24 protein-coding genes are annotated in these 21,175 nt (G+C 39.8%); 19 read left to right on the top strand and 5 right to left on the bottom strand.

Annotated elements, in window-relative coordinates:
- The first annotated feature begins 408 nt into the window (after positions 1 to 408).
- The 15 genes from DW677_RS15380 to DW677_RS15315 all read left to right on the top strand — a co-directional run bounded on the left by DW677_RS15380 (position 409) and on the right by DW677_RS15315 (position 14,611).
- Positions 409 to 843 carry a replication/maintenance protein RepL gene (locus DW677_RS15380; protein ID WP_117567745.1) on the top strand — a complete coding sequence of 145 codons (435 nt, stop codon included), beginning with the start codon at positions 409 to 411 and terminating at the stop codon, positions 841 to 843.
- Positions 830 to 1,129, top strand: coding sequence for a hypothetical protein (locus DW677_RS15375; RefSeq protein WP_117567744.1), 300 nt, complete (start codon positions 830 to 832; stop codon positions 1,127 to 1,129). Before DW677_RS15380 ends, DW677_RS15375 begins: the two co-directional genes overlap by 14 nt.
- Positions 1,130 to 1,996: 867 nt before the next feature.
- Positions 1,997 to 2,902, top strand: coding sequence for a hypothetical protein (locus tag DW677_RS18410; RefSeq protein WP_181968379.1), 906 nt, complete (start codon positions 1,997 to 1,999; stop codon positions 2,900 to 2,902).
- Positions 2,903 to 2,975: 73 nt separating this feature from the next.
- Positions 2,976 to 3,575, top strand: a complete 600-nt coding sequence (locus DW677_RS15365) for a hypothetical protein (RefSeq protein WP_117567743.1) — start codon at positions 2,976 to 2,978, stop codon at positions 3,573 to 3,575.
- A gap of 656 nt (positions 3,576 to 4,231) precedes the next feature.
- A complete protein-coding gene (locus DW677_RS15355) occupies positions 4,232 to 4,852 on the top strand; it encodes a hypothetical protein (protein WP_117567741.1) in 621 nt (206 codons plus the stop codon).
- Between the two features lie 308 nt (positions 4,853 to 5,160).
- Positions 5,161 to 7,269, top strand: a complete 2,109-nt coding sequence (locus DW677_RS15350; protein ID WP_117567740.1) for a hypothetical protein — start codon at positions 5,161 to 5,163, stop codon at positions 7,267 to 7,269.
- Between the two features lie 89 nt (positions 7,270 to 7,358).
- Complete coding sequence (locus DW677_RS18405; protein ID WP_181968378.1) at positions 7,359 to 7,502, top strand: hypothetical protein; 144 nt, start codon at positions 7,359 to 7,361, stop codon at positions 7,500 to 7,502.
- Positions 7,474 to 9,072 carry a type IV secretory system conjugative DNA transfer family protein gene (locus DW677_RS15345; RefSeq protein WP_117567739.1) on the top strand — a complete coding sequence of 533 codons (1,599 nt, stop codon included), beginning with the start codon at positions 7,474 to 7,476 and terminating at the stop codon, positions 9,070 to 9,072. Before DW677_RS18405 ends, DW677_RS15345 begins: the two co-directional genes overlap by 29 nt.
- A 5-nt stretch (positions 9,073 to 9,077) precedes the next feature.
- Positions 9,078 to 10,040 (top strand): DUF5688 family protein, encoded by a 963-nt coding sequence (locus DW677_RS15340; RefSeq protein WP_117567738.1) that lies wholly within the window; start codon positions 9,078 to 9,080, stop codon positions 10,038 to 10,040.
- 42 nt (positions 10,041 to 10,082) lie between these two features.
- The gene (locus tag DW677_RS18400; RefSeq protein ID WP_181968377.1) at positions 10,083 to 10,244 is read left to right on the top strand and encodes a hypothetical protein; all 162 of its coding nucleotides are present in this window, start codon (positions 10,083 to 10,085) and stop codon (positions 10,242 to 10,244) included.
- On the top strand, positions 10,213 to 11,172 hold the full coding sequence (locus DW677_RS15335) for an ArdC-like ssDNA-binding domain-containing protein (RefSeq protein WP_117567737.1): 960 nt from the start codon (positions 10,213 to 10,215) through the stop codon (positions 11,170 to 11,172). The genes DW677_RS18400 and DW677_RS15335 overlap by 32 nt, the downstream gene beginning before the upstream one ends.
- A gap of 3 nt (positions 11,173 to 11,175) precedes the next feature.
- On the top strand, positions 11,176 to 11,427 hold the full coding sequence (locus DW677_RS15330; protein ID WP_117567736.1) for a DUF3847 domain-containing protein: 252 nt from the start codon (positions 11,176 to 11,178) through the stop codon (positions 11,425 to 11,427).
- Positions 11,428 to 11,587: 160 nt separating this feature from the next.
- Positions 11,588 to 13,273, top strand: coding sequence for a MobQ family relaxase (gene mobQ / locus DW677_RS15325; protein WP_117567735.1), 1,686 nt, complete (start codon positions 11,588 to 11,590; stop codon positions 13,271 to 13,273).
- Positions 13,274 to 13,454: 181 nt separating this feature from the next.
- Positions 13,455 to 13,859, top strand: a complete 405-nt coding sequence (locus tag DW677_RS15320; RefSeq protein ID WP_117567734.1) for a hypothetical protein — start codon at positions 13,455 to 13,457, stop codon at positions 13,857 to 13,859.
- A 455-nt stretch (positions 13,860 to 14,314) separates the two neighbouring features.
- Positions 14,315 to 14,611 carry a hypothetical protein gene (locus tag DW677_RS15315; protein WP_117567733.1) on the top strand — a complete coding sequence of 99 codons (297 nt, stop codon included), beginning with the start codon at positions 14,315 to 14,317 and terminating at the stop codon, positions 14,609 to 14,611.
- 101 nt (positions 14,612 to 14,712) lie between these two features.
- Here the strand turns inward: DW677_RS15315 and DW677_RS15310 are convergent, their stop codons facing one another.
- Genes DW677_RS15310 through DW677_RS15295 form a run of 4 tightly spaced genes read right to left on the bottom strand, consistent with a single transcriptional unit; the run spans position 14,713 to position 16,079 of the window.
- A complete protein-coding gene (locus tag DW677_RS15310; protein ID WP_117567732.1) occupies positions 14,713 to 15,018 on the bottom strand; it encodes a hypothetical protein in 306 nt (101 codons plus the stop codon).
- A 39-nt stretch (positions 15,019 to 15,057) separates the two neighbouring features.
- Positions 15,058 to 15,363: a hypothetical protein gene (locus DW677_RS15305; RefSeq protein WP_117567731.1), complete on the bottom strand. Its 306-nt coding sequence runs from the start codon at positions 15,361 to 15,363 to the stop codon at positions 15,058 to 15,060.
- Between the two features lie 38 nt (positions 15,364 to 15,401).
- Entirely contained in the window at positions 15,402 to 15,710 is a 309-nt protein-coding gene (locus tag DW677_RS15300) for a hypothetical protein (RefSeq protein ID WP_117567730.1), read from the bottom strand.
- Between the two features lie 18 nt (positions 15,711 to 15,728).
- A complete protein-coding gene (locus DW677_RS15295; protein ID WP_117567729.1) occupies positions 15,729 to 16,079 on the bottom strand; it encodes a hypothetical protein in 351 nt (116 codons plus the stop codon).
- Positions 16,080 to 16,417: 338 nt separating this feature from the next.
- Here DW677_RS15295 and DW677_RS15290 point away from each other — a divergent pair, with 338 nt between their 5' ends.
- Entirely contained in the window at positions 16,418 to 16,678 is a 261-nt protein-coding gene (locus DW677_RS15290; protein WP_015552538.1) for a type II toxin-antitoxin system prevent-host-death family antitoxin, read from the top strand.
- Positions 16,668 to 16,985, top strand: coding sequence for a type II toxin-antitoxin system RelE/ParE family toxin (locus DW677_RS15285; RefSeq protein ID WP_117567728.1), 318 nt, complete (start codon positions 16,668 to 16,670; stop codon positions 16,983 to 16,985). Before DW677_RS15290 ends, DW677_RS15285 begins: the two co-directional genes overlap by 11 nt.
- A 52-nt stretch (positions 16,986 to 17,037) precedes the next feature.
- Here DW677_RS15285 and dcm read toward each other — a convergent pair whose 3' ends face one another.
- Positions 17,038 to 18,177 (bottom strand): DNA (cytosine-5-)-methyltransferase, encoded by a 1,140-nt coding sequence (gene dcm / locus DW677_RS15280; protein WP_242992194.1) that lies wholly within the window; start codon positions 18,175 to 18,177, stop codon positions 17,038 to 17,040.
- Positions 18,178 to 18,433: 256 nt separating this feature from the next.
- Between dcm and DW677_RS15275 the strand changes: the two genes are divergently transcribed.
- Both DW677_RS15275 and DW677_RS15270 read left to right on the top strand, forming a co-directional pair.
- Positions 18,434 to 19,870, top strand: coding sequence for a hypothetical protein (locus DW677_RS15275; RefSeq protein WP_117567727.1), 1,437 nt, complete (start codon positions 18,434 to 18,436; stop codon positions 19,868 to 19,870).
- A gap of 174 nt (positions 19,871 to 20,044) precedes the next feature.
- Positions 20,045 to 21,064: a hypothetical protein gene (locus DW677_RS15270; RefSeq protein WP_242992193.1), complete on the top strand. Its 1,020-nt coding sequence runs from the start codon at positions 20,045 to 20,047 to the stop codon at positions 21,062 to 21,064.
- The last annotated feature ends 111 nt before the right edge of the window (positions 21,065 to 21,175 follow it).

Here is a 21,175-nt window from a genome sequence, read left to right as displayed (position 1 = left end):
ACTAAGTATAATATTCTTATATTCTTCCTTCTGTTAATGAGTAATAAGCTTATAGGATAGAGCTTATTGGTTTACTAACTCAGGGAATAATAGATGGAGAGTAATGTTCCAGTATTTCAATGATATCAGTGTACTTCCAAGATCTAATTATGAGACAGAAGATATATATAAAATAAAAGGACAAATATTGGAAATCACGAGAAAACCCAGGCCTGGTAAGGCTTTCCAGAATTTTACCGGGTATCAGATTTGCCACCGTAAAGTATCATTTCAGTGTCTCAAAATCAGTAATTCCATTCATGCCATCTCGGCCGCAAATCCCACTCAAAAAATTTTTTGAAAAATTTGCAAAAAAAGTTCTCCATTTTTCCCAAATCTTACATAATATCTACGAAGGAGAGAAAAGAGATGAAAATACCAAGAGAAATTCCGTCAATGCGACGGACAGATAACAGCTTAAAAGAAGTCATGACAAATTTGTGTAACCAGAAAAATTTCCGAAGAGTCTTTTTAAACCAGACGATCCCTGTACTGCGTTTATTTGCGAATCAGCCAACTATGGTGCTTCTATATTTTATATATAACGCCGACACCAATAATATGATTTACTGTACTTACGAGGACATCATGCAGGACTGCTCGATCGGAAACAAGAGAACCGTGGCAAATACGCTAAAAACACTTCAGGAGACAAGAGCAATTGTAAAGATCTCTAAGTCTCATTACATGTTAAACCCAGCCCTTATGCTTCAAGGGAACAACGAAAAGTTTGGTTTGCTGGCATTTGAATTCAATGATTATATTTCTTTATGTGAAAAGGAGAAACGCTATGTATCAAAATGACATGAAAGAAAAAGCTAAGAAAGTCAACATTATTGATTTTTTACGAGAAACCTACCCAGAGTTGGTCTTTGAGAGAAAAGACGGAAGCTTTGCGTACAGTAAAAATCCGGCAATGACCTTTTTCGCTGGTCGTGATGGCTATTACCATTATTGTGACAACGCAGCTAAGAAAAAAGGAGCTCAATATTACTCCGGCGATAACATCAAATTCTTGATGGATTATATTGGTGGATACACCTTTGTAACAGCGGTAGATGCTTTAGCAGAGTTTGCGGATATCGCATAATTAAATAGAGAATCCGAGAAATCGGATTCTCTATTTATAACCCTTTAGATGAATTAAAGAATGAATTTTTTATCCCTAGATAAGGGATAATTTATTAAAAAAACAAAGATAAAATAGGCTATGATGCATTTAATATTTGATATATAATAACTTTGATGCATTTGTAAATTAATGCAAAATGGCATGTAAATAATTATACGTTAATTCACTAAAATACATATAAAATGACAAAGTACAACGGCTCTGATTTGACATCATTAAATGACAATCTGTTAGAGAAAAACTATGCGCCTGCGTATGGAATGCCATGGTGGAAGATTCTGCAAAAATACATGCGTATCGACGGCGACATTAAAACTCAGTCAGTCGTAATGACAATCGTATACAATGACGCTACTTAAGGTGGACATACGAAATACAAAACGTATTATATCCCGCGTCCAGTATATAATAACGTCATTGCTTACTCGATCCAGATTTTTGATGATAAGAATGAAATTACAGAGAACTCCAAGAGAACTTTAGATAACACCACACATGAATATGAGTTGAAAATGCAGAGGCAGGATATCTGAAAAATACATAGAATTTCACAGCAGAGCAGAGGCTCTTTTTTTATACCTTAATCTAAGAAATAGAAATCCTGATTTTTCTTAGTAAAGGTGAGTTACACAATACTGGACGCAGGACGCAGGACTAAGACAGGCGCAGACTCTTTTTCCAATTCAAAGAATCTCAATGAAATAACGTATCTATTTGACATTCTAAGTAATACATCTTATAATATTCATAGAGTTATTTTCTGCTGAATCTGACATACTAATATTAACTAAGAAACGTATTTGAAAGAATGAGGAGATAGAGATTATGAATAGATTAAAAAGATTAGCGACAGGAGCAGCCGCAGGTGCATTAGCAGCCGCAATGACACTCACAAGCTTTGCAGCAAATATTACTTATACATATAACCCAGGTGGAGTAACAAACTACATTAAAACAGACAGTTACAAAGGATATGAGAACTTCCCGTGCTGGATTTGGTATCAGGGATACTGTTATTACTACGATCAGAACGGTAACTATTTAACAAACACGACTACGCCTGACGGCTATACGGTTGATGAATTAGGTCGTTGGACTGTCAATGGTAATCCGATCCACAATGGAGCAGGTAACTATAAGATGCATACTGAGGATTACAATGGCAAGAGCGACGATGAGATCTGGAGCTTAATGAAAGAGAAGCTGATTCCGGTATATCAGGATGCTATTGTCGGAAAAGACTTCGACGGTTTAAATGCCGATGGCATACAAACTCATATTGATCAGTACACTTATGGATATGGTGCAGATATTATCTGGACAGATAAAGATATGAGTACATATGGTGGATATGGAGAAATGGCAATAACTCATAATGATCAAAGATTTGGGACATTTGTAACAGCTTCTATCGGAAATGATTGGTCTGATTATGAACGGAAATATAATGATACTATGTCAAAAGCTGTATATTCACAGAAACCAGATATAAAGGAAAAAACCATTAAGGCCGCAGTCGGAGATAAAATCGGTACGGAACTGTTCAATTATATCAAACAGCATGCAGATAAAATTATTCCAGATGCTGAATGGAATCCAAACAACAAGCCAGATGGAATCATGCCAAGTAAACTTGACTTTTCTGCTTGGCAGAATCGTAAAACAGACTATGGAAAAACATTCTCTGTTGAAGTAACCGGAGAAGTAATCAATATTAAGGTTTACAAATAAATAGAACTCATATAAAATAAAGAGGAGCCAAAAAGGCTCCTTTTTATTATGTGTATTAACTTGGGAGGAAGGTATGGAGAAAACTTTTATTATGTCGGTTAAGAAAAAATACGAAGTCCATGTAACAACGGATCTCAATTGTAAGGAAGTGTATATCCCTGCCAAAAGGAATAAAACAAATTTAGAAAAATTATTTGAAGACTTGGTTTCTATACCTATTTATCCAATCTATTTACTGTATATGGTTATTTATGAAAACTATCATGAATTAAAGGTGTTCCGTTTATTAAGTAGTATATTTGGGAAAATAGATAAATTTATGAATTATCTATATAAAATTGTTAAATTGGGTTTATGCCTATTATTTGTTGGCTCTTATTTTTATGGAATGTTTTTAAGTCAACCCAATATTAGTTTATTTGTTTCTATTATATCATTATTAATGACCTGTTCTCTTGGTAGTAGATTTGAATGGATACATTTGGATTTATGTATAGCAATAAATGCATTAATAGCAATAGGAATCTATCTGGGACTTATCCATTTAAGCCCACATATTACTTTAAATAATTTCTTCCAATTTTTGACGCTTGGGAATTTAGGAAACACATTATCATATATAAGTTTTATTATCGCTATTATAGATTTAATTATTTCCAAGCAATACAAATGAATACAATATAGAATAATGGAAAAATAGTTATCATATATATGAATCCTGTAATGAAAAATGTTACTATAGCTTGAAATATTGTAAAATCATGTTTTATTATTTCAGTAACCATATTGTATATTGCATAAAATAATACACACAAGTTTAGCGAAATATAAAAATGATGTCCGTTAATTATCCCATCATTATCAAAGAGCCAAGTAAAATATTTTACAATCGTACTGGCAACAGTTTGGTGCATAAAATCCATATCATTCACTCCTAAACAATTTTAAAAGTTTTTAGGCTCCTTAATGCATCTGCGTCTGCATTGCATATAGTTCTTTATAGTATTATGTAAGAATAAGAAGTATTAGCTTAAACAGATTTAAAAATATTTGAATTTGTTTAAAGGAGAGCAGTGGCAAGAACAGACCAGATACAGACGCAGACCAAAGCAATCATCATAATTCCAGATTTTATGTCGAATAAAATAAACCAAGTATATTAAGCCTTTCTGCTTGGCAGAATCGTAAAACAGATTACGGAAAAACATTCTCTGTTGAAGTAACTGGTGAGGTTATCAATATTAAGGTTTACAAATAAATAAAACTCATATAAAATAAAGAGGAGCCAAAAAGGCTCCTTTTTATTATGCACATGTGTGGAGGATAATTATGAGTAAGACGTATTGGTTAGTATCATCAAATGGAATTCCAAAGCCAACAAAGAAAGACAACCAGCTGTTATTAGGCGATGTAAATGCCGGTAGTGTTAGAGAATTAAAACGGTCAGAAAAATATAATTATATATACTACCTGAAGGACACAGATGAATCTATCTTAGACAAGAATATTACCTCTAAGTTGAGTTTCAAAACGAAATTGGAAGCAATAAAAATGATTCCTCACGGGTTGAACGATGCACTATTATATTTGTTTGCATATTTTATTTTCTATGCAATTTTTACAATTAGACAAAATGAGAATGCTCCAATATATCTTGCATTTGCAGCGGCAATATCCGCAATTCTTATTTCGTTTGTAAAAATTTTTAAACTTGATCCAACCTATGGGCCAATTGTTACGATGTTAATTGGAGCTGGTGTATCATGCATAATTACAGGTTGGTATTTAAAAATTGACAGTATAATAATATTACCATCATTTTTAGAAAAAAATAACATTGGAAATATTTTAACAGTATTTTGTTCAGTTATTACGTTTTTAGGATATTCAAATGATTCTATTTCTTTTTACCGACGCGATATGCATATATCAAAAGTAGAACAAAATTGAAAACAAATACTAAAATTATTATATCTGAAAATATGCTATTATGTCCTAGATTTGCAATGCAGGATCTAAGAATAAATAGATACGGCAACGTAGTTACTATAAACCAAATTGTAGACAATCGATTTGGAAACCCAAGAATTTTTTGTATTTTATCAAGCACGGAAATCCCTCCCTAATAAAAATTAAAAGTTCACAAATAAATCATAAAAAAAACTTCTTTGTATCTCTATATATTATGTAAGAAAATCCCTTTTTCGCGTACAAAATCTTACATAATATTAGAAAATAGCAAAGGAGGTTTTTGTGTCATGTCTAAACACAAACTCATAAAAATATTTACTCCCATTCTTCTGGGATTATCTATATTAGCACATCCTGCGTCTGCATTTGCAGCTGATTATAGAAATGCTGGAATATTAAGCAAAGATAGAACCACATATTTATATACGTCAGATAAATATAATGGTATAACATATGAGCAACATAACGAAGGTGGTTTTAACGTTTATGTTCCATACAATGCATTTAATACCGGACAAGACAAATTCCGTAGAATGTTTTCTTATTTATTTGATATTTACAAATCAGGAGTTGGAGTAACGTATCAAAATGCGGCCATGCTATGGAATGCACCATTGCATTCAAACATAAATGGAGTAGAAACAAGATATTATACAAAATATTTATCAACAACTGATAACGATCAACAGTCCGCAATGGCAACTTCGAACTTAGGTGACTTTTCTCCAAACTACAACGTGGAATTCCGTTATGCAGGAATCATGATTGATACACTTAATACACAAAAAGGAACCGTAGTAACAAACCCTACGTATGCATCTGACTTTATTCAAGAACCTAAAACCGCTGGTAAAAAAGGCGTCGCCAAGACTTATTTCGTATATGATAAAGCAAAGAGAGAAACCGAAGAACATAATTTAAAACTCATCGAATCAAATGAAGTGAAACGTCCAGATGAATTAATAGAAAACTGGCCTGGATCCAGTGGTGTACCATCCAATATTCCGTCAAAATCTCCATATTTTGGGACGGCACAAGAAGTTTTTCAAACTTGGGCTGAACGTACTGAAATAGGTGCAAAATACAAGGCCATGTATCAGAACTATGAAGCTGCATATAAAATGCCATGGTGGAAGATTCTGCAAAAATACATGCGTATCGACGGAGACATTAAAACTCAGTCCGTAGTAATGACAATCGTATACAATGATTCTACTCAAGGTGGCCATACGAGATATAAAACGTATTATATCCCGCGTCCAGTAGAGAATAATGTCGTAGCCTATAAGATCCAGTTACTGGATGACAAGGATCAAATCATTGATAAATCTGAAAGACCTCTTGAAAAGGTAACCGACGCCTTCGGAGGTGCAGACGCAACTGATAAAAATTTGATTACAAATGGTCGTGTTAAACTTAAGGTGGGTAAAACCTACAAAGCTGAGCTTGGTATGCTTTACGCATCTACATCGCATCCTCATTCTCAAACTGATAAAGCAAATGAAAATTCCAGACCACAAATTCAGGTATGGGCTGATGTATCTGGACAAAACGGCGGAGATGAGAGCGGATCATTTAAAGAGTTTGGATCCAATAATACAGCTGATCTTGAAGGTTTAAACGCTCTGGAAGAAGACTGGATGGATCACAGCCTAACTGGTGCTTTAAAAGCTACAGGAAGTTATTTTGTAATGAGTGATCTCCAAAATGTAAGTTACTTAGTCGGTATGTCCGGATATAATGTCATTGCATTCACAGTAGACGCCGCATTCCCTCAAAAAGGTCATCTAAAGTTCATCGTTCCTCAGGTTTACTCTGACAATGGTGATAACGAATACAAAGGTGATGATGCGATTGAACTCGATTACGAACTCGAAATCGGCGACGAGAAAGAAGACGACCCAAAAGATCCAGAACTCTATGGAGATATGAACTTAGGCCAACGTGAATATAGAAGTCTTCATTACAAGAAAACCGTCGAAGAAGATGACAAAGATAAGCCAATTATGACAACAGATCCAACCACAGGTGAACAGGTCGAAACCGGAGAGTACGAAAAGAAGATGGTTGACTATGAGTATGCCACAAACTTTGGCTGGTATGATTCCTATGCATCTTCGCCGGATGGTGAAAAGGTTGGAGAATGGAATGGTGTCCCAGAAGCTTCAGGCAGTATTTATCCAATAGACGATCACTCCTGGTGGGAATATGATCAGCAGTGGCCGGATCAAAGTGCAGATGCCTACTATAAGATCTGGTTGACGAAGGCCGGTGATTCTTGGAGTCCATCTGATGAAACGTATTATCGATCAGAAACGGCAGACGCAGACTCAGACGAATTCCTGATAACTACATATGAAATCCCTCATCACACCTTATGGGTGTTATTTTTTTAACTAAAAAAAGGTTGGTAATAAGGGTAAAAACGCCACTTTTTCCTCAATCCTTCTCACATACTATTCTTAGAGGAAAGAGGAGGCACGCCATGAAAAAAATATTTAATTACTACATCCTGTCCGCAAAGGAAATGGATGAAATTCAGTACACCATAGACTGGTATCACAAGTATAAAATTTTAGCTGAATTGGAGTGGAAGTCCGATGAAAAAGACGCTGAAGCTCCTGAGTAATCTTATAGGTTTCACAGGTCTATGGACAGCACTTCCCATATATTTCTTAGAAAAACAACAGATTCTTCCGGTAACAACAAAACAGGCATTCTATATGACAGCCGCTCTGTCTGCTTGGATTATATTAAACAATCTATGGAGCATCGCCTGTGAAGGAAAAAAATTCTCCGAGTTCCAAGCCGGAGATGGACTGATTCCAGATACCGGCCTGAAAAAGGACTCGCCACAAAAGCGGGCAGCGACCTATCCGAAAATTCCCGTTGAACTGATTTCAAAGAATCCAGAAGGAATAATCCTTGGATGTGACAAAGGTCGATACGTCAGAATTAAAAACCAGATCTTACATTCCTGCATCGTTGGCGGATCCGGATCCGGTAAAACGTCAACGGTGATCTTAGATACCCTTCTTGCCAATTATTCTGCGCCTGAACCTGAAATGCTGACATTCTGTATCGACATCAAAGGAGAACTCCATAAAAAAGCCACGAAAAAAGATGATTCAGCCATTTATGTCGTGGATCCCTCTGACCGTAGAACCGCCGGATGGGATGCATGGTATCGGTTGCATGGTGATCCTTCAGATGACCTCATTGTGGAGAGCATGGAAGAAATTGCAGAGGCGTTGATCGTCAGCACAAATCCGAAGGATATGTTTTTTGTAGTAAATGCCCGATCCATGTTCACGGGCTTATTGGTTTACTATTTCAAAAAAGGTGAGAGCTTTATAGATGCCGTCAACCACATCCTGGAGTCAGATGCCAAAAAGTTGATTGAAGAGATCATTGAAGAAAGCGTAAAGAGTGACCTATGGTATCAATACATCGCAAAGTTTGTCGGAAAGAAAGCGGAGTCCGTAGAGGACTGCATGGTGGAGATGACAACGAACCTCTCAGTCTTCAGTAAGTCAGATGTGAAATTCTGTTTCCGGGATAACGCAGTCAAGGCAAGTCCCGCAGCATTCAAAGAGAACAAATCTATTTTCTTAGCGATCCCAGAACACCTGCTTGGAAGTTACCAGGCTATTATGCGTTTATGTACAGCACAAGTCTTACAAGATCTACAGCGGAGACCGGATGCAGATGCGGCCGCAAAACCGATCCTGGTACTGATCGATGAATTTGCCAGACTTGGACGTGTGGAGACAATCTTCAACGCATTGGCAACCTTAAGAAGTAAAAAGACAATGGTCATGCTGGCTTTCCAGTCTATGGCTCAGATGGAAGTCATCTATTCCAAGGAAGAGGCAAGAGTTATTGCGGATAACTGCCGTATAAAGGTTATCTGTGAGTGCGCTGATCCAGACACGGCAAAGGACATCTCAGCCTGGTGCGGAAACTATCAGAACAAGAAAGAGACGTTAAACGGCGGGAAGAACCGAAGCAAATCCTATACCTATGAGGAGAAACCAATCGTGGAACAGGGAGATCTGATAACCCTGATAAAGAAGGAAGAGGTGATCCTCATCATTTCCGGAATCGGCTATCTGCGGCCGAAGAAGTGTTATTACTTTAAAGACGGAAAAATTTCATCCCTGGCAGATCAGGTCAGGGAGTTTAATCAGAGGAGATAAAAATTATGACAGACAAAGAGTTATTATATGATGAATTATTAGGAGCGATGCATCGAAACCCTCAATTTGAGGGAGCAATCTTTATCGAATGTGAAGTTCCAAAAAATAACGGGATATGGAAAGGAATTGAGATCCATGTACCTGAGTCTACCGTAGCGCCCATTATTTATCCGGATCGCATGTATGATTTAAGATATCCGGGCGAACCCATAAAAGCTTTGGCAGAACGGCTTTCAGATAAAGTATGGAAGGAAATATGCCGTGAAAATGAAATTATTGCAAAGCAATTTAACAACCTGATATGTCAAGAAACGGATTTCCCATTGAGTGCTGCAGTGGTTTCTTATGAAGTCAATAAAGAATGGCTGAAAGACATTCCGCATGAGCAAATTGAGGATCTGGCAGTTTACCCAAAAATGAATATCGGAACAGATGCAATGGTAAGGGTTACGCCAGAAATCCTTTCCAAGCTTCATATAACAAAAGAAGAGGCGTTAAAAGAAGCCAAGAAGAATACGGCCAAGAATATGGTGTTCAAAAATTTGGAGGAAATACTGTTTAGCGATGTCGTTGAGCGGGACGGTGATCCGGAAATCACCAGTGCCCTTATGCCCTCATCCACTGAATCGCCGATGTTTGTTCTTACAAATAAAGAGAGACATGATGGTGCGGCCATGATCGCATGCCCTGAGGTATTACAGACGGTTCATGGGCTTATGGGTGATGATTATTATATTCTTCCGTCATCGATTCATGAAGTCATCATAGTACCGAAACATATCCCGTTGCTGCTTGAAGATATGCAGAAAACAGTACGTCAGATCAATGAAGAATCGGTTGAGCCCATCGACCGTCTTTCTGATAATGTTTATGAGTTTGATGGCAGGAATCTTAAAATCGCCGGCATTATCAGCGAGGAACGGGAGAAACTGCCAGACATATCAAGGGAATCCCGGCATATCCGATAGGATGCCGGATCCCATAAAAATTTATATATTACGGAGGTCACTATGGACTTACAGAGAAAACTTGACTTTATAGAAAATTACAGAACCGCACTGGAATTACTGAAACACAAGGAGATGCGGATCGACTACCATTTCCCGGCCGGGAAAGATGACCTGATCGTGGAGGTGTACCATGGAGCAGCACCAGAAGCAGACCAAGGATGAAAAAATCAAAGAACTCACCGAAAAACTGGAAGAAGGAATCAAGTCTGTGTTCGCGTCCAGTAAATACCGGGAATACCTCACCGTCATGTCTAAGTTCCATTCCTACAGCTTCAACAATTCTATTCTAATCCTCATGCAGAAACCCGATGCAAGGTATGTAGCCGGGTATCGGACCTGGGAATCCCTGAACCGCCATGTAAGAAAAGGCGAGAAGGGAATCACGATTCTGGCACCCAACCCACATAGGCTGATGAAAGAAGTCACGGTCATTAACCCAGAGACCGGGCAGCCAAAGCTTGACGCAGACGGAAAGCCGATGATGGAGCAGAAGCAGATCAGCTATGCATCCTTTCGACCGATCACGATTTTTGATGTTTCCCAGACCGAGGGAGAGCCACTTCCTGAACTTGTTACAGAACTGAAAAAGAAAGCCCTAAACTATCCACTTCTCATGAACATCATCAAAAGCACCTCGCCCGTCCCGATCCGCTTTGAATCCTGGGAAGGATTGGCTAAGGGATACTATAACCGTACGAGTGATGAAATCGTTATCAAAGACGGGATGTCCGAGAGCCAGACACTAAAGACCGCTCTCCATGAAACCGCCCACAGCATTCTCCATGCAGACAAGAAAAATCCAAAGGATCCAGCCACAAAGGAAATCGAGGCGGAGAGCGTGGCATTCATCGTCTGTAATCATTTCGGAATCGACACATCCGATTATTCTTTTGCATATCTCGCCAGTTGGAGCAGTTCGAAAGAACTTCCAGAACTTCGGGCATCATTAAAAACGATCCAGACAACGGCCCATGATCTCATCGACCGGATGGACGAGCAGATCCAGAGACACATGGAGATTCAGCGGCAACCTGAGACAATCGGAACTGAGATTCAAAATACCCAGGAAATTCACCACAGTAGGAGATAACATATGACAGAACTTGAATTACTACAACAGAAGCATCGGAAAGATGCGGCCGCAAGAAGAGAACAGTTTAAGGAACGGAAACGGAGAGCACACAGACTGATCGAGCGTGGAGCCATGCTTGAGAGTGCCATAAAAGATATCTGCCCACCAGAATCCCTAACAGATAAGCAGATGGAGCAGATCATCTATTTTGCGATCCAGAACCCGGAGACGATTGCATTCATTATCGAGAAGGGACGCGAAAATCCCTTCTAATTTTCAGGAAGAAGGGCGCACTTATTACCGACCCTGGCGGGACGGTGTGCGGTCCTTCGGACAACCGGCAGGAGCCGGAAATTCAAGCGCTGATTGATGAAAATGGAAACTCATCCCATTCATTATCGGTGTATTTTCATATCTAAAAGGAGTCACATCTATGGCAATCTATCATCTATCAGTACAGATCATAAAGCGGAGCGAAGGACGTTCCGTAGTAGCAGCCGCAGCCTATCGAAGCGGCACCAGCCTTACCAGCGAGTGGGATGGAATCACCTACGATTACACAAGAAAAGGATGGGTGGAGCATACCGAAATTCTTCTGCCGGAGTACGCACCAGAAAGTTTCAAGAAGCGTCAGCACCTATGGAATCAGGTAGAGATGGCAGAGAAATCCGCGAACGCACAGTTGGCACGCGAGATTGAAATTGCCCTTCCCTTGGAACTGAGCCGCGAAGCCCAAATTGCTTTAGTCCGGGAGTTCGTCCAAGAAAACTGTGTGGAGAAAGGCATGTGTGCGGATCTTGCAATCCATAATCCACCAGTCCGCAACGGTTACGGTCAGCCCATAGATCGTAATGGCAAACCCGCGAATGACCCAGAGCAAATGACTTTCCGAAATCCACATGCGCACATCTTGGTAACCATGCGGCCGTTAAATGAACGTGGAAGATGGGAAGCTAAGTATGAGAAGAGTTATCTATGCCGGAAGGATAACAGGGAATACTCATTCCGAGCATCCAGGATCAAAGAAGCGGAAAAGAATGGGTGGAGAAAGCAGTATCGGTATTACTTTGGGAATCGGACAATCTGGCTTACCGCTGAGGCCGCAGAAAAGAAAAATCTAAGGCGGGTGGATAAGCAGCCGCGGATCAAAAATATTCCAAACCGTACCATAGCAAAGTGGAACAGCACCGAAACATTGGAATCCTGGAGAGAGTCCTGGGAAGAACTCTGCAACCGATACCTAAAAGAAAATGGAGTCGATGCACAGATCGACCACCGTTCCTATGCTGATCAAGGAATTGACCGGGTTCCCGGTGTTCATTTCGGACCGAGTGCCTATAATATGGAAAAGAAGGGAAGACAGACAGAGCTTGGAAAGCTGAATGAGGAAATCATGGATAACAACCGGTTCCTGGAGGAGACCCAGAAGGTACTCGATCAGATGGTGGCGAAGGAGAAAGAACAGCTTAAGAAGACTGCGCTTCAATTGGAATCCCTAAGGGACAGGTATATCATAAGCGCATACCAGGAAGCATTGTACTCTGCATCCTTGGCAGCCGAAGGATCCTCCATCCAAGAACAGATTGCGTCTGCTAATGCGAATGCAAAGGCAATCGAACAGGCCATGAAAGCCATAACGAATCTCATGGACACCATAGGGTTAAAGAATAAGGAACTATCCACCTGCTCTCTTTTCATGAAAAAGAAGCGGGAATCCATAAAACAGGAGATCATCCAGGCGGAAAAGGAGCTATCAGAGGTAAAGAAATCCCTGGCAGATTTGGAAGAGAAGAAAACTGCACTGCAGGAGAAGAAGTCCATGGATCAGGAAGTCATGAAGGAAAAGCGGAAGCGGGTGCAGTATCTAAAGAAGATGCAGACTCAGCAGTACAAAGAATTTTACCGTCTTGTGGGTGAATGCAGGGAACAAAAGGGAAAACTCCGGGAGATCCTGTGGACAGGACGCGCCGACCGGGATCAGTTTGTGGAAAAGCGTCTAAGGGATTATTATAAGGAAGATTTCCGGAACGAGATTCTGGAAGAGGTCAGAAAGAATGCACCGGATGTTCCGAAAGAGACTCCGACAAGTATGGACAGGATACGGACAAGAAAACGGTAGCTAAGAATTTCAGGCAAAGTCAACAGCTTAGTCTCGCGTCCAGTAACCTGCATATAGAAAAACTTCACAGGCCCAAGAAAAAATGCACAGGCCCACGCCAAAAGAATCAGGCACTTTCCCGCTTCACGACGTTTCGGGTTCCAAGTAAACTAAAGGAAACAAAGGAAAGAGAGGTATTCTTATGGAAACACAAGAGTTCGATGAAGAATTGCAGGAAACGAACAGGATCTACAAGGAAATCGGTGATCTAAACACAAAGGAACTTCTGGAACTCCAGGGAGCAATTACACAGATCAAAGAAAACTCCCAGAAGGAAAAGAAAGAGAACACGTTGTCCTGGTTGGAGCAGTCCGTGATCTCCGTGTTGAAGGACTATGCGGAAGAAATCGGAGGGACATTCAATTCAGAAGATGACGAGGCCGGAAACCGGATCATCACGCTTAGAAATGATGGTGGATTTGACATTGACAGTGAGAATGTCCGTCTGCGGATGGCGCTCTCAGTGGCAAGCTATACTTACATTGGGTATGGTGATGGGAAGAGTGTTTTGAATCTTACATATGATCCGATCATAATTGGAAGGTAAATAACAGGTAAGGAGCATAGACGGGCATGAAGAAACGGCAGACATCCTCAAACTAAGAAGATGTACTGCCGTTTACGTTTGCATTAAAGTCCTCTATTATCTGCCAAGGGAGGCATCGAATTAGTTTCTGCATTTGTAGTAAGATATTTTCTGCGGAATATGCAAATGAACTTATGCGAGAGGAGCTGAAAGGCTTCTTTTTTTGTTCGCTTTGCATGTCAAATACATGAATCCGCTCTGAACGGAACCACAGGATGTCCGCTAAATCTGCATGTCAAAAAAATAAAAAATTTTTCCCAGTCATTTGTCATTTTTGAAAAAACCCATCATAATATATATAGGTTTATTTGATGGGAACTTTTACGGAAGAAAACCAAAAAAAGTTTCTCCATTTTCACTAAATCTTACATAATAAGAATGTACAAATAATTTGTTTAAACGAAAGGAAAAATACTATGAAAAATGTGACAGAGTTAGTAGAATTAAGAGATCGTGCTTATGAGGGCGGCGTAGAATTAAAAAATGCAATTGTAACCAAAACGGGAAAAACAGTCCATGATTATATGTATGTACGTGCAGATAAAATGATTCAGGCAATGCATTATGGAAGAAACAATGAATTTATGGATAATGTGATTAAACTCTCTAACATGTTTGAACTTCCGATTCCGCGACCATTACTTGAGGGAATGGCTGATGAAGAAAAATTTAATGTTGTAAGCAGATCATATATGATTGGCCTGCTTTCATAAGAAAGGTAGAAATGGGCGTTGCTACATGGCAGCGTCTTTTTTATTGCCAGGGAATGAAAAAAGACCTGATCTGCTGACCAAGCCTTTGTATGTATCTTCTATTAACTTGCCTTAGGATCCGGAAAAATGAACTCACATTCATCAGGAGTCAGGCGGTGTTCCGCCCAGATCCGGGCTTCGATGTCACTTAGAACTGTGATGTCACATCCTGCGGCCGGAAACGGATCACCTTGGAAACAGTAGGGACTGCTTTCTCTTCCCTCGACGTAGAGGAAATAGGTTCCCTGTCTGGTGATATATAATTCTTCCCTGTGATAAGCAGGATCCAGGATGGTGCGGTGTTGGAAGTAGCCGAGGCGGCAAGAAGAGTCAGTGCTGTATGGAATAGAATTTATAATTTTAATCATAGTATTTTTCCTTTCAACAATGAAAATTGATATAAATGTTTAACCTTCCTCAGGAGTACCAAAAATCTCGCAGTAGTCCATGACAGGAAGTTTTCGTTCTGCCCAAGCCTTAGCTTCGGCTTCTGACAATGAGAAGACAGCTTCGACATGATCCCACAGACCCAAGTTGGTCGGATGGTAGAAACTATCGGGTCCGGTTTCAACCTTAAGAAAGTAGGATCCAGATGTAGTACGGTATAGGTTTTCATGACAAAAAATCGGTGCTCCGTCCTGAAAAAATTCATATACGGCGAGACAGTTGGAAGTGGCAAACTCACGATCATTATTATTAATCTTTTTTATCATAGTATAAAAATCCTTTCTTAATGAATCTCATTCAGTTCTTAAAATTCAAATATTTCTGCTGGTCGGCCAAAAGCGTTAAAGTATTCTTCAGCACTGAGGCGAATCTCAGCCCATAGCATTGCATCTTCCCGAGAAAATAATAAGATAGGTACATCCATACCCGAAACAAAGTCATCAATACACGGGTTTTCTGCATCGTGTCTGCTGTATATGAAATAAGTGCCCTTTTTGGTTCGATAGAGCGCTTCACGGAGGTAATGAAAAGTGTTTCCATCAAAATGCGGATAAAAGCCAAGACATTCAGCTGTTTCTGTATCATAAAGCTTTCCATCAATAATTTTCTTCATAGTATTTTTCCTTTCTGTTTAACAAGTCATCACGATTTTATCCATCAGGTAGTCAATCGGGAGACCAGGTGTTTTTAAATATTCGGTGACATCGATCATGGTGTCACATGGACCCGGATCCGCTCTGTTGGCGCTCCATGCGGACGATCCCACAAGTGCGCAGACATCACCGATCATAATGAGTTCCCTTGCGGCAAAGCTGCCGAAGTAATATGGATCACAGACGGAGACTCCCTGATGGGTCCGTCTGAAATCCAAGTTGGCACCTTCTCCCTGGTAGGTTGAGCCATATTCTGTAATCAGGTGCCGGAAGAGTGTTTCAAGACCAAAGTATTCCAAGCTGGTCAGATGTGGAGTATATGTATCCATTCAGTAAATTCCTTTCTGTTCAATAGCATCTATGTAAAGAGAGAAGACCCGTCGGTCTCTCCCGGATCATGCCGCACACAGGCGGCGGGTTACTGGAAATCCATGGATATACTTAATATGGAGCGATTTGGGAAAATTGAATGGTTTGATTTTGAAAAATATTACACAAAAATACATTTGGAAAATATACATAATATACAAATTCTAAGAAAACAAATCTAATACGCATAGAAGCGCCTGAACCAAAGAAATGCCACCTTCCCATATTTGGTAAAAGAAGATCATTGAATGCATGGTATAATTATGGTATAATTAAGCCATATAAAGGAGGTGCTTCTATGCCACAGATTGTTCCAATCAGCCATTTAAAAAATACATCAGAAATTTCTGAAATGTGCCATTCTGCCAGAGAACCAATTTTCATTACTAAGAACGGATATGGAGATATGGTACTCATGAGTATGGAAAACTATGAGCGCATGGTGCGCATGGCAAAGATCTATGAGGAACTGGAAGAGTCAGAACGCCAGGTGGAAGCCGGCCAGACAATGAATGCGAGAGAACATCTTGCATCCGTGAGGGAGAAGTATGGGTTATAATCTGGAAGTTACACGAAAGGCATCGCAGCATGTTGACAAGCTGGTTGCCTATCTGCTGGATCCGTTAAAGAACGGGCAGGCTGCGTCCCATTTCCTTTCTGGAGTCGATGAGGTCTATGCCCGTCTGGAAGAAGACCCGTGGCAGTTCCCAGCGTGTACCGACTATGTGTTGAGGAAAAAGGAATATCGGAAAGCAAAGATTCCGGGTATGTCTTATGTAGTGATTTATCAGGTAGATAAAGATATACGAACGGTGTATGTCATGGGAATCTTCCATGAACTGGAAAATTATGGAATAAAGCTATAAGAAAAGCCTGGGAGAAATCCCAGGTGTTTTATTTATATAGGAAGAGATGAGGCTAAGTGGTTGTCTCTGAATCTGCTCTGTCATCGTCAAAGACTCCGGTTGAAGCGATTTGTTCTGCAATCAGTTTTAGGACTGGGACAGCTACGCTGTTCCCAAGCTGCTCATAGGCATGATTTTCGGAAACAGGAAAAGAAAAGTTTTCTGGGAATCCCAGGATCCTTCGGACCTCATTGGGAGTCAGCCTTCGGACTCGACCATTCACATAGATGGCTTCGGTTCCACCGGCAGGTCCACGGGAAGAAACAACGGTTGTGGGAGAAAGTCCCTTGGTGCTGTAGATGCGTCTGCCTTGACCGACATTTCCGATATAACCCATGCGGTATGTCGTATGGACTCGTTCTGTCAGATCCGGTTTATATAGGACAATATCGGGACGGGAAACGAAGTAGTGTTCATCTACATCAGAATCAAGGAAATCTTCAAGGGCAATGTCAGAGGAAAATGGTTTAGGGAATTGGAAAGAAATCTTCAGGGATTTTAAGAAACAGATAATATAGACTCGTTTACGGATTTGAGCAACACCAAAATCAGATGCAGCTAAGACTTTGTAATGGACATCATATCCAAGTTCATCAAGAGTGTTTACGATTACTTCCAGGGTTCGGCCGTTATCGTGCCGGACCAGGTTATCGACGTTTTCAAGAAAAACGACTTTCGGTTTGTGGTATTTTAGAATCCGTGCAATCTCAAAGAACATCGTTCCTCGGGAATCTTCAAAACCTCGCTGTTTTCCGGCAAGGCTGAATGGCTGGCATGGGAAGCCGCCGCACAGGACATCAAAAGTTGGAATCTCTTCTTCCTTGATCTTTAGAATGTTTTTGGAAGGTTCCTCAGAATAGTTTGCAAGATAGGTCAGACATGCGTTCCTGTTCTTGTCGCAGGAGAAGACGCAGGTTCCACCCACGTACGCCATGGCCTGACGGAAACCGCCGATCCCGCAGAACAGGTCGATAAATTTAAAATAGGTATGCGTGAAAATAACTCCTTTTGAGAGAAAGCGTCTCTCAAGAATATTATGCAAGAAGTGATGTCGAAAAAAGTTGAAAATTCGCAAAACGAGTAAAAAAATGCAAAACGAGTGCGAAAAGTTGTTGACATTATAGAAAAAGAGCGGTACTATGTTTTTATCCACTTAAATGTGGAACAAAAAAGTCAAATCTAAAAAGCCAATTATTATAGCAAGTTAATTGAATAGGATTATTTGATAATGAGTTTTACGCTCATACTATGTCCTATCTTAGCTTTCTATAATAATTGGCTTTTTTGTGTTTGATTTTACGCACCTTGAAAACCTCATAACCGTAACACCTCACCGGAACAGGGCCCGGAGGTCATAACAAGGCGGTAGTAACCGAAAAAAAGACTATGAATTTACAGGAGGAAACTGTATGAAGACAACAAATTGGGATTTTTATTTAACAGGTGATCGGCCGGAAAGCGGATATCTTCGTTTCAAAATAGGCAATGTGCGGTTAGGCAAAGAAAAATCCAGATGGTTTGACTATGATGAAGCTACATTATATTACGATTATGTAGTGGATCCAGAGGTTATCACACAAAAGCCGAAGGGATTTATTCTTTCACTTGATGATTTAGCATTTATATTTTTTCAGCACGAGGACATGTACGCAGATGAGAAGAGCATCATCCTAGAGAGCACCGATAGAGAGAATACGATTGATATTACAGACGCAAACAGTGTGGTGGATATCGTGGAACAGATGAACGGCAAGTCATATAAGTTAGTTCTGAAATATGAGAGCACGCTGTCGATGGAAAATATTATGGCACATATGACTTACTGGATGCAGTTTAAGAACAAGGAAAAGCTGCCAAGGAATTTCTTTATAGAATATCCTGGAGATGATGGAAAGTTATGTTGGATGGAATACAATGTAAAGGAGAAACGGCTTGAATTCTGTATAAATGATGGAAAGTTCGCAGGGTTTGACGGATCACGTTTAACTCTTGCGATGACTTGTGACAAGCATAAATGGTATGAGTTTGAGAGATTCGATTTGATAAGGGCGATTTCACGTTGGCTTACAATTGAAACGTTATATGATTATGCTCTGCAAAAACCGGTAACAATTGAATATGAGGACGGAGTAACAGAAGTAAAAACCTTTAAAAATTCTTCAAGCTTTAGGAAATGCATTGAGAATATGATCGATGGCAAGAAAAGAATTGAGAATGCATATGTGGAGAATATATCACAGGACACAATCCGTCAGATGGTTGATGAGAACTATTATGATACCCACCGTTTGTTCGTAATTCCAGTGGAGAATGATGTCTTTAGAAGCCAGTATCAAATGATTCCGTCAATGGCAAACAGAAAATATAAATATATCTTTCTGGATGAACTTGCAGACATGGATGAAGGGAAAAAGAAAATCTCAAATGCTAAAAAATTTGCAGAACCCGTTTTATATCATTTCACATCCAAGAAAATCTTAGGAATGATTCAGTCATGCGGATTTATCATGTACCCGTATATTCCGATTGATCCAAAGGAAAAGATTGTTTGGTTGACAAGCGTACCATCCTGGAAGAAAGCCGCGGTAGACAGTCGTGTATTTATGAAGAATCGAATTCGGATTACAGTGAGAAAAAAGGACTATATGGAATGGTACTTCGATTGGAATACATATGCAAAAGAGAGCTTAGAGAAAGATCCATCAACTTATTATGATGATTCGTTTTATGATTTCATCCATTGGTATGTTGCTGTGGAGCCGATTCCGATGAGTGATGTTTTACGGATTGAGGACCTTGTAACGCAGGAAGTTCTTTATGAGGCTGAAGATGCTAAATATGAATAAATTTTGAGCCATATATACTTGACTTGAGGGAAGAGAACGTGGAAAATACGAAGTAGGAAGGTCATACCGAGGTATGATGAGAAAACTTTGGTTTTCAGATATCCTTTAAGAAAAGTGAAAATCAGGGACGGCCGGAAGTGGTTGTCCCTGATTAAAGAAGAGAGGGAAATGTTTATGATGAAGATTTGTCCGCTCTGCAGAACAGAGGCAGAACTTTCAGATGGAAGTCCATTAGAGGAAGACAAAACGGGCCGGGAGTTTGTTCAGTGTCCGGTATGTGGAAGATATGATTATTCCAAGGAATGGAATGAATTAGAAAAATTCAACAAAGATCATTTAATGTCATATCTGGTATATAATGGAATCCACAAGGCCGGAGACTGCCGGTATTACACGACAAAATCTAAAGAGTGGTGCGATAAATGGAGGGAAGAGTTTGACCATGGAAACATAGATCATGGAAGGCCGATTCATTTAACGCCAGAGCTTGTGGAAAATTGGTATCCTAAGACGATTGCAGAGCGAGTTGACCGGATTTTAAAGTATATTGCAGACAATGCACCTCATATGGGAAGCTTTATTCAATACAATGGCACTAGAATGTATAGTGTCTTATTTGTAGAACTCTATGAAGACTATGGTAAGAAATTTTCTTTAGATGGAGTAGAAGACCAGGCGAGTTTTATAGTAAATTATCTTTTAGCGGAAGGCTACATTAGAACAGATGTATATGATGGGAACTTTCGCCCATACACATGTATAGCATTAACGCCTAAGGGATATTCCAGAGTAGAAGAACTGGAACGATCCAATTCCAAGGGACGCGAAGTATTGGTTGCAATGAAGTTTGGTGAGGATACAAATTGCCTGAGAGCAGCCATCAAAAAAGGCATTGCAGACGCAGGATACATACCGATCCTCATTGACGAAGTGCAACACAATGATTTCATCACACCAGAGTTACTTAGCCATATCAGGAACAGTAAATTTGTTGTGGTAGATCTTACTCACCAGAACAACGGAGCATATTTTGAGGAAGGATATGCTATGGGATATGGTAAGCAAGTAATCCAGCTGTGCAGGGCAGATGTAACACTTCATTTTGACATTGCACAGAAGAATACTATTATCTGGAAGACAGAGGATGAGATACCGGAGCGTTTGAAGAATCGTATCTTGGCCACGATTGATTAAATTTTAGGCTGTACGCCTTGAAGGAAATCAGTTATAATAGGGTTACGGATTGAATTGATTCAAGACTCTTTGTTCTCGTCCCACCCAGACTCATCCAAGTGTCCGAGTGAA

The organism is Clostridium sp. AM25-23AC, from assembly GCF_003435125.1.
GTDB lineage: Bacteria > Bacillota > Clostridia > Lachnospirales > Lachnospiraceae > Pilosibacter > Pilosibacter fragilis.
Note: the sequence above shows the minus strand (reverse complement) of the source record. Positions and strands in the feature narration are given on the sequence as shown.

What these genes read in the sequence shown, in the direction of transcription:
- DW677_RS15345 (WP_117567739.1), top strand. Translation starts at nt 7,474, where the DNA reads ATGAAAAAGACGCTGAAGCTCCTGAGTAATCTTATAGGTTTCACAGGT.
- DW677_RS15365 (WP_117567743.1), top strand. Translation starts at nt 2,976, where the DNA reads ATGGAGAAAACTTTTATTATGTCGGTTAAGAAAAAATACGAAGTCCAT.
- DW677_RS15335 (WP_117567737.1), top strand. Translation starts at nt 10,213, where the DNA reads ATGGAGCAGCACCAGAAGCAGACCAAGGATGAAAAAATCAAAGAACTC.
- DW677_RS15285 (WP_117567728.1), top strand. Translation starts at nt 16,668, where the DNA reads ATGGGTTATAATCTGGAAGTTACACGAAAGGCATCGCAGCATGTTGAC.
- DW677_RS15305 (WP_117567731.1), bottom strand. Translation starts at nt 15,363, where the DNA reads ATGATAAAAAAGATTAATAATAATGATCGTGAGTTTGCCACTTCCAAC.
- DW677_RS15355 (WP_117567741.1), top strand. Translation starts at nt 4,232, where the DNA reads ATGAGTAAGACGTATTGGTTAGTATCATCAAATGGAATTCCAAAGCCA.
- DW677_RS15290 (WP_015552538.1), top strand. Translation starts at nt 16,418, where the DNA reads ATGCCACAGATTGTTCCAATCAGCCATTTAAAAAATACATCAGAAATT.
- DW677_RS15330 (WP_117567736.1), top strand. Translation starts at nt 11,176, where the DNA reads ATGACAGAACTTGAATTACTACAACAGAAGCATCGGAAAGATGCGGCC.
- DW677_RS15320 (WP_117567734.1), top strand. Translation starts at nt 13,455, where the DNA reads ATGGAAACACAAGAGTTCGATGAAGAATTGCAGGAAACGAACAGGATC.
- DW677_RS15340 (WP_117567738.1), top strand. Translation starts at nt 9,078, where the DNA reads ATGACAGACAAAGAGTTATTATATGATGAATTATTAGGAGCGATGCAT.
- mobQ (WP_117567735.1), top strand. Translation starts at nt 11,588, where the DNA reads ATGGCAATCTATCATCTATCAGTACAGATCATAAAGCGGAGCGAAGGA.
- DW677_RS18410 (WP_181968379.1), top strand. Translation starts at nt 1,997, where the DNA reads ATGAATAGATTAAAAAGATTAGCGACAGGAGCAGCCGCAGGTGCATTA.
- DW677_RS15310 (WP_117567732.1), bottom strand. Translation starts at nt 15,018, where the DNA reads ATGATTAAAATTATAAATTCTATTCCATACAGCACTGACTCTTCTTGC.
- DW677_RS18400 (WP_181968377.1), top strand. Translation starts at nt 10,083, where the DNA reads ATGGACTTACAGAGAAAACTTGACTTTATAGAAAATTACAGAACCGCA.
- DW677_RS15350 (WP_117567740.1), top strand. Translation starts at nt 5,161, where the DNA reads ATGTCTAAACACAAACTCATAAAAATATTTACTCCCATTCTTCTGGGA.
- DW677_RS18405 (WP_181968378.1), top strand. Translation starts at nt 7,359, where the DNA reads ATGAAAAAAATATTTAATTACTACATCCTGTCCGCAAAGGAAATGGAT.
- DW677_RS15380 (WP_117567745.1), top strand. Translation starts at nt 409, where the DNA reads ATGAAAATACCAAGAGAAATTCCGTCAATGCGACGGACAGATAACAGC.
- DW677_RS15275 (WP_117567727.1), top strand. Translation starts at nt 18,434, where the DNA reads ATGAAGACAACAAATTGGGATTTTTATTTAACAGGTGATCGGCCGGAA.
- DW677_RS15315 (WP_117567733.1), top strand. Translation starts at nt 14,315, where the DNA reads ATGAAAAATGTGACAGAGTTAGTAGAATTAAGAGATCGTGCTTATGAG.
- DW677_RS15300 (WP_117567730.1), bottom strand. Translation starts at nt 15,710, where the DNA reads ATGAAGAAAATTATTGATGGAAAGCTTTATGATACAGAAACAGCTGAA.
- DW677_RS15375 (WP_117567744.1), top strand. Translation starts at nt 830, where the DNA reads ATGTATCAAAATGACATGAAAGAAAAAGCTAAGAAAGTCAACATTATT.
- DW677_RS15270 (WP_242992193.1), top strand. Translation starts at nt 20,045, where the DNA reads ATGATGAAGATTTGTCCGCTCTGCAGAACAGAGGCAGAACTTTCAGAT.
- DW677_RS15295 (WP_117567729.1), bottom strand. Translation starts at nt 16,079, where the DNA reads ATGGATACATATACTCCACATCTGACCAGCTTGGAATACTTTGGTCTT.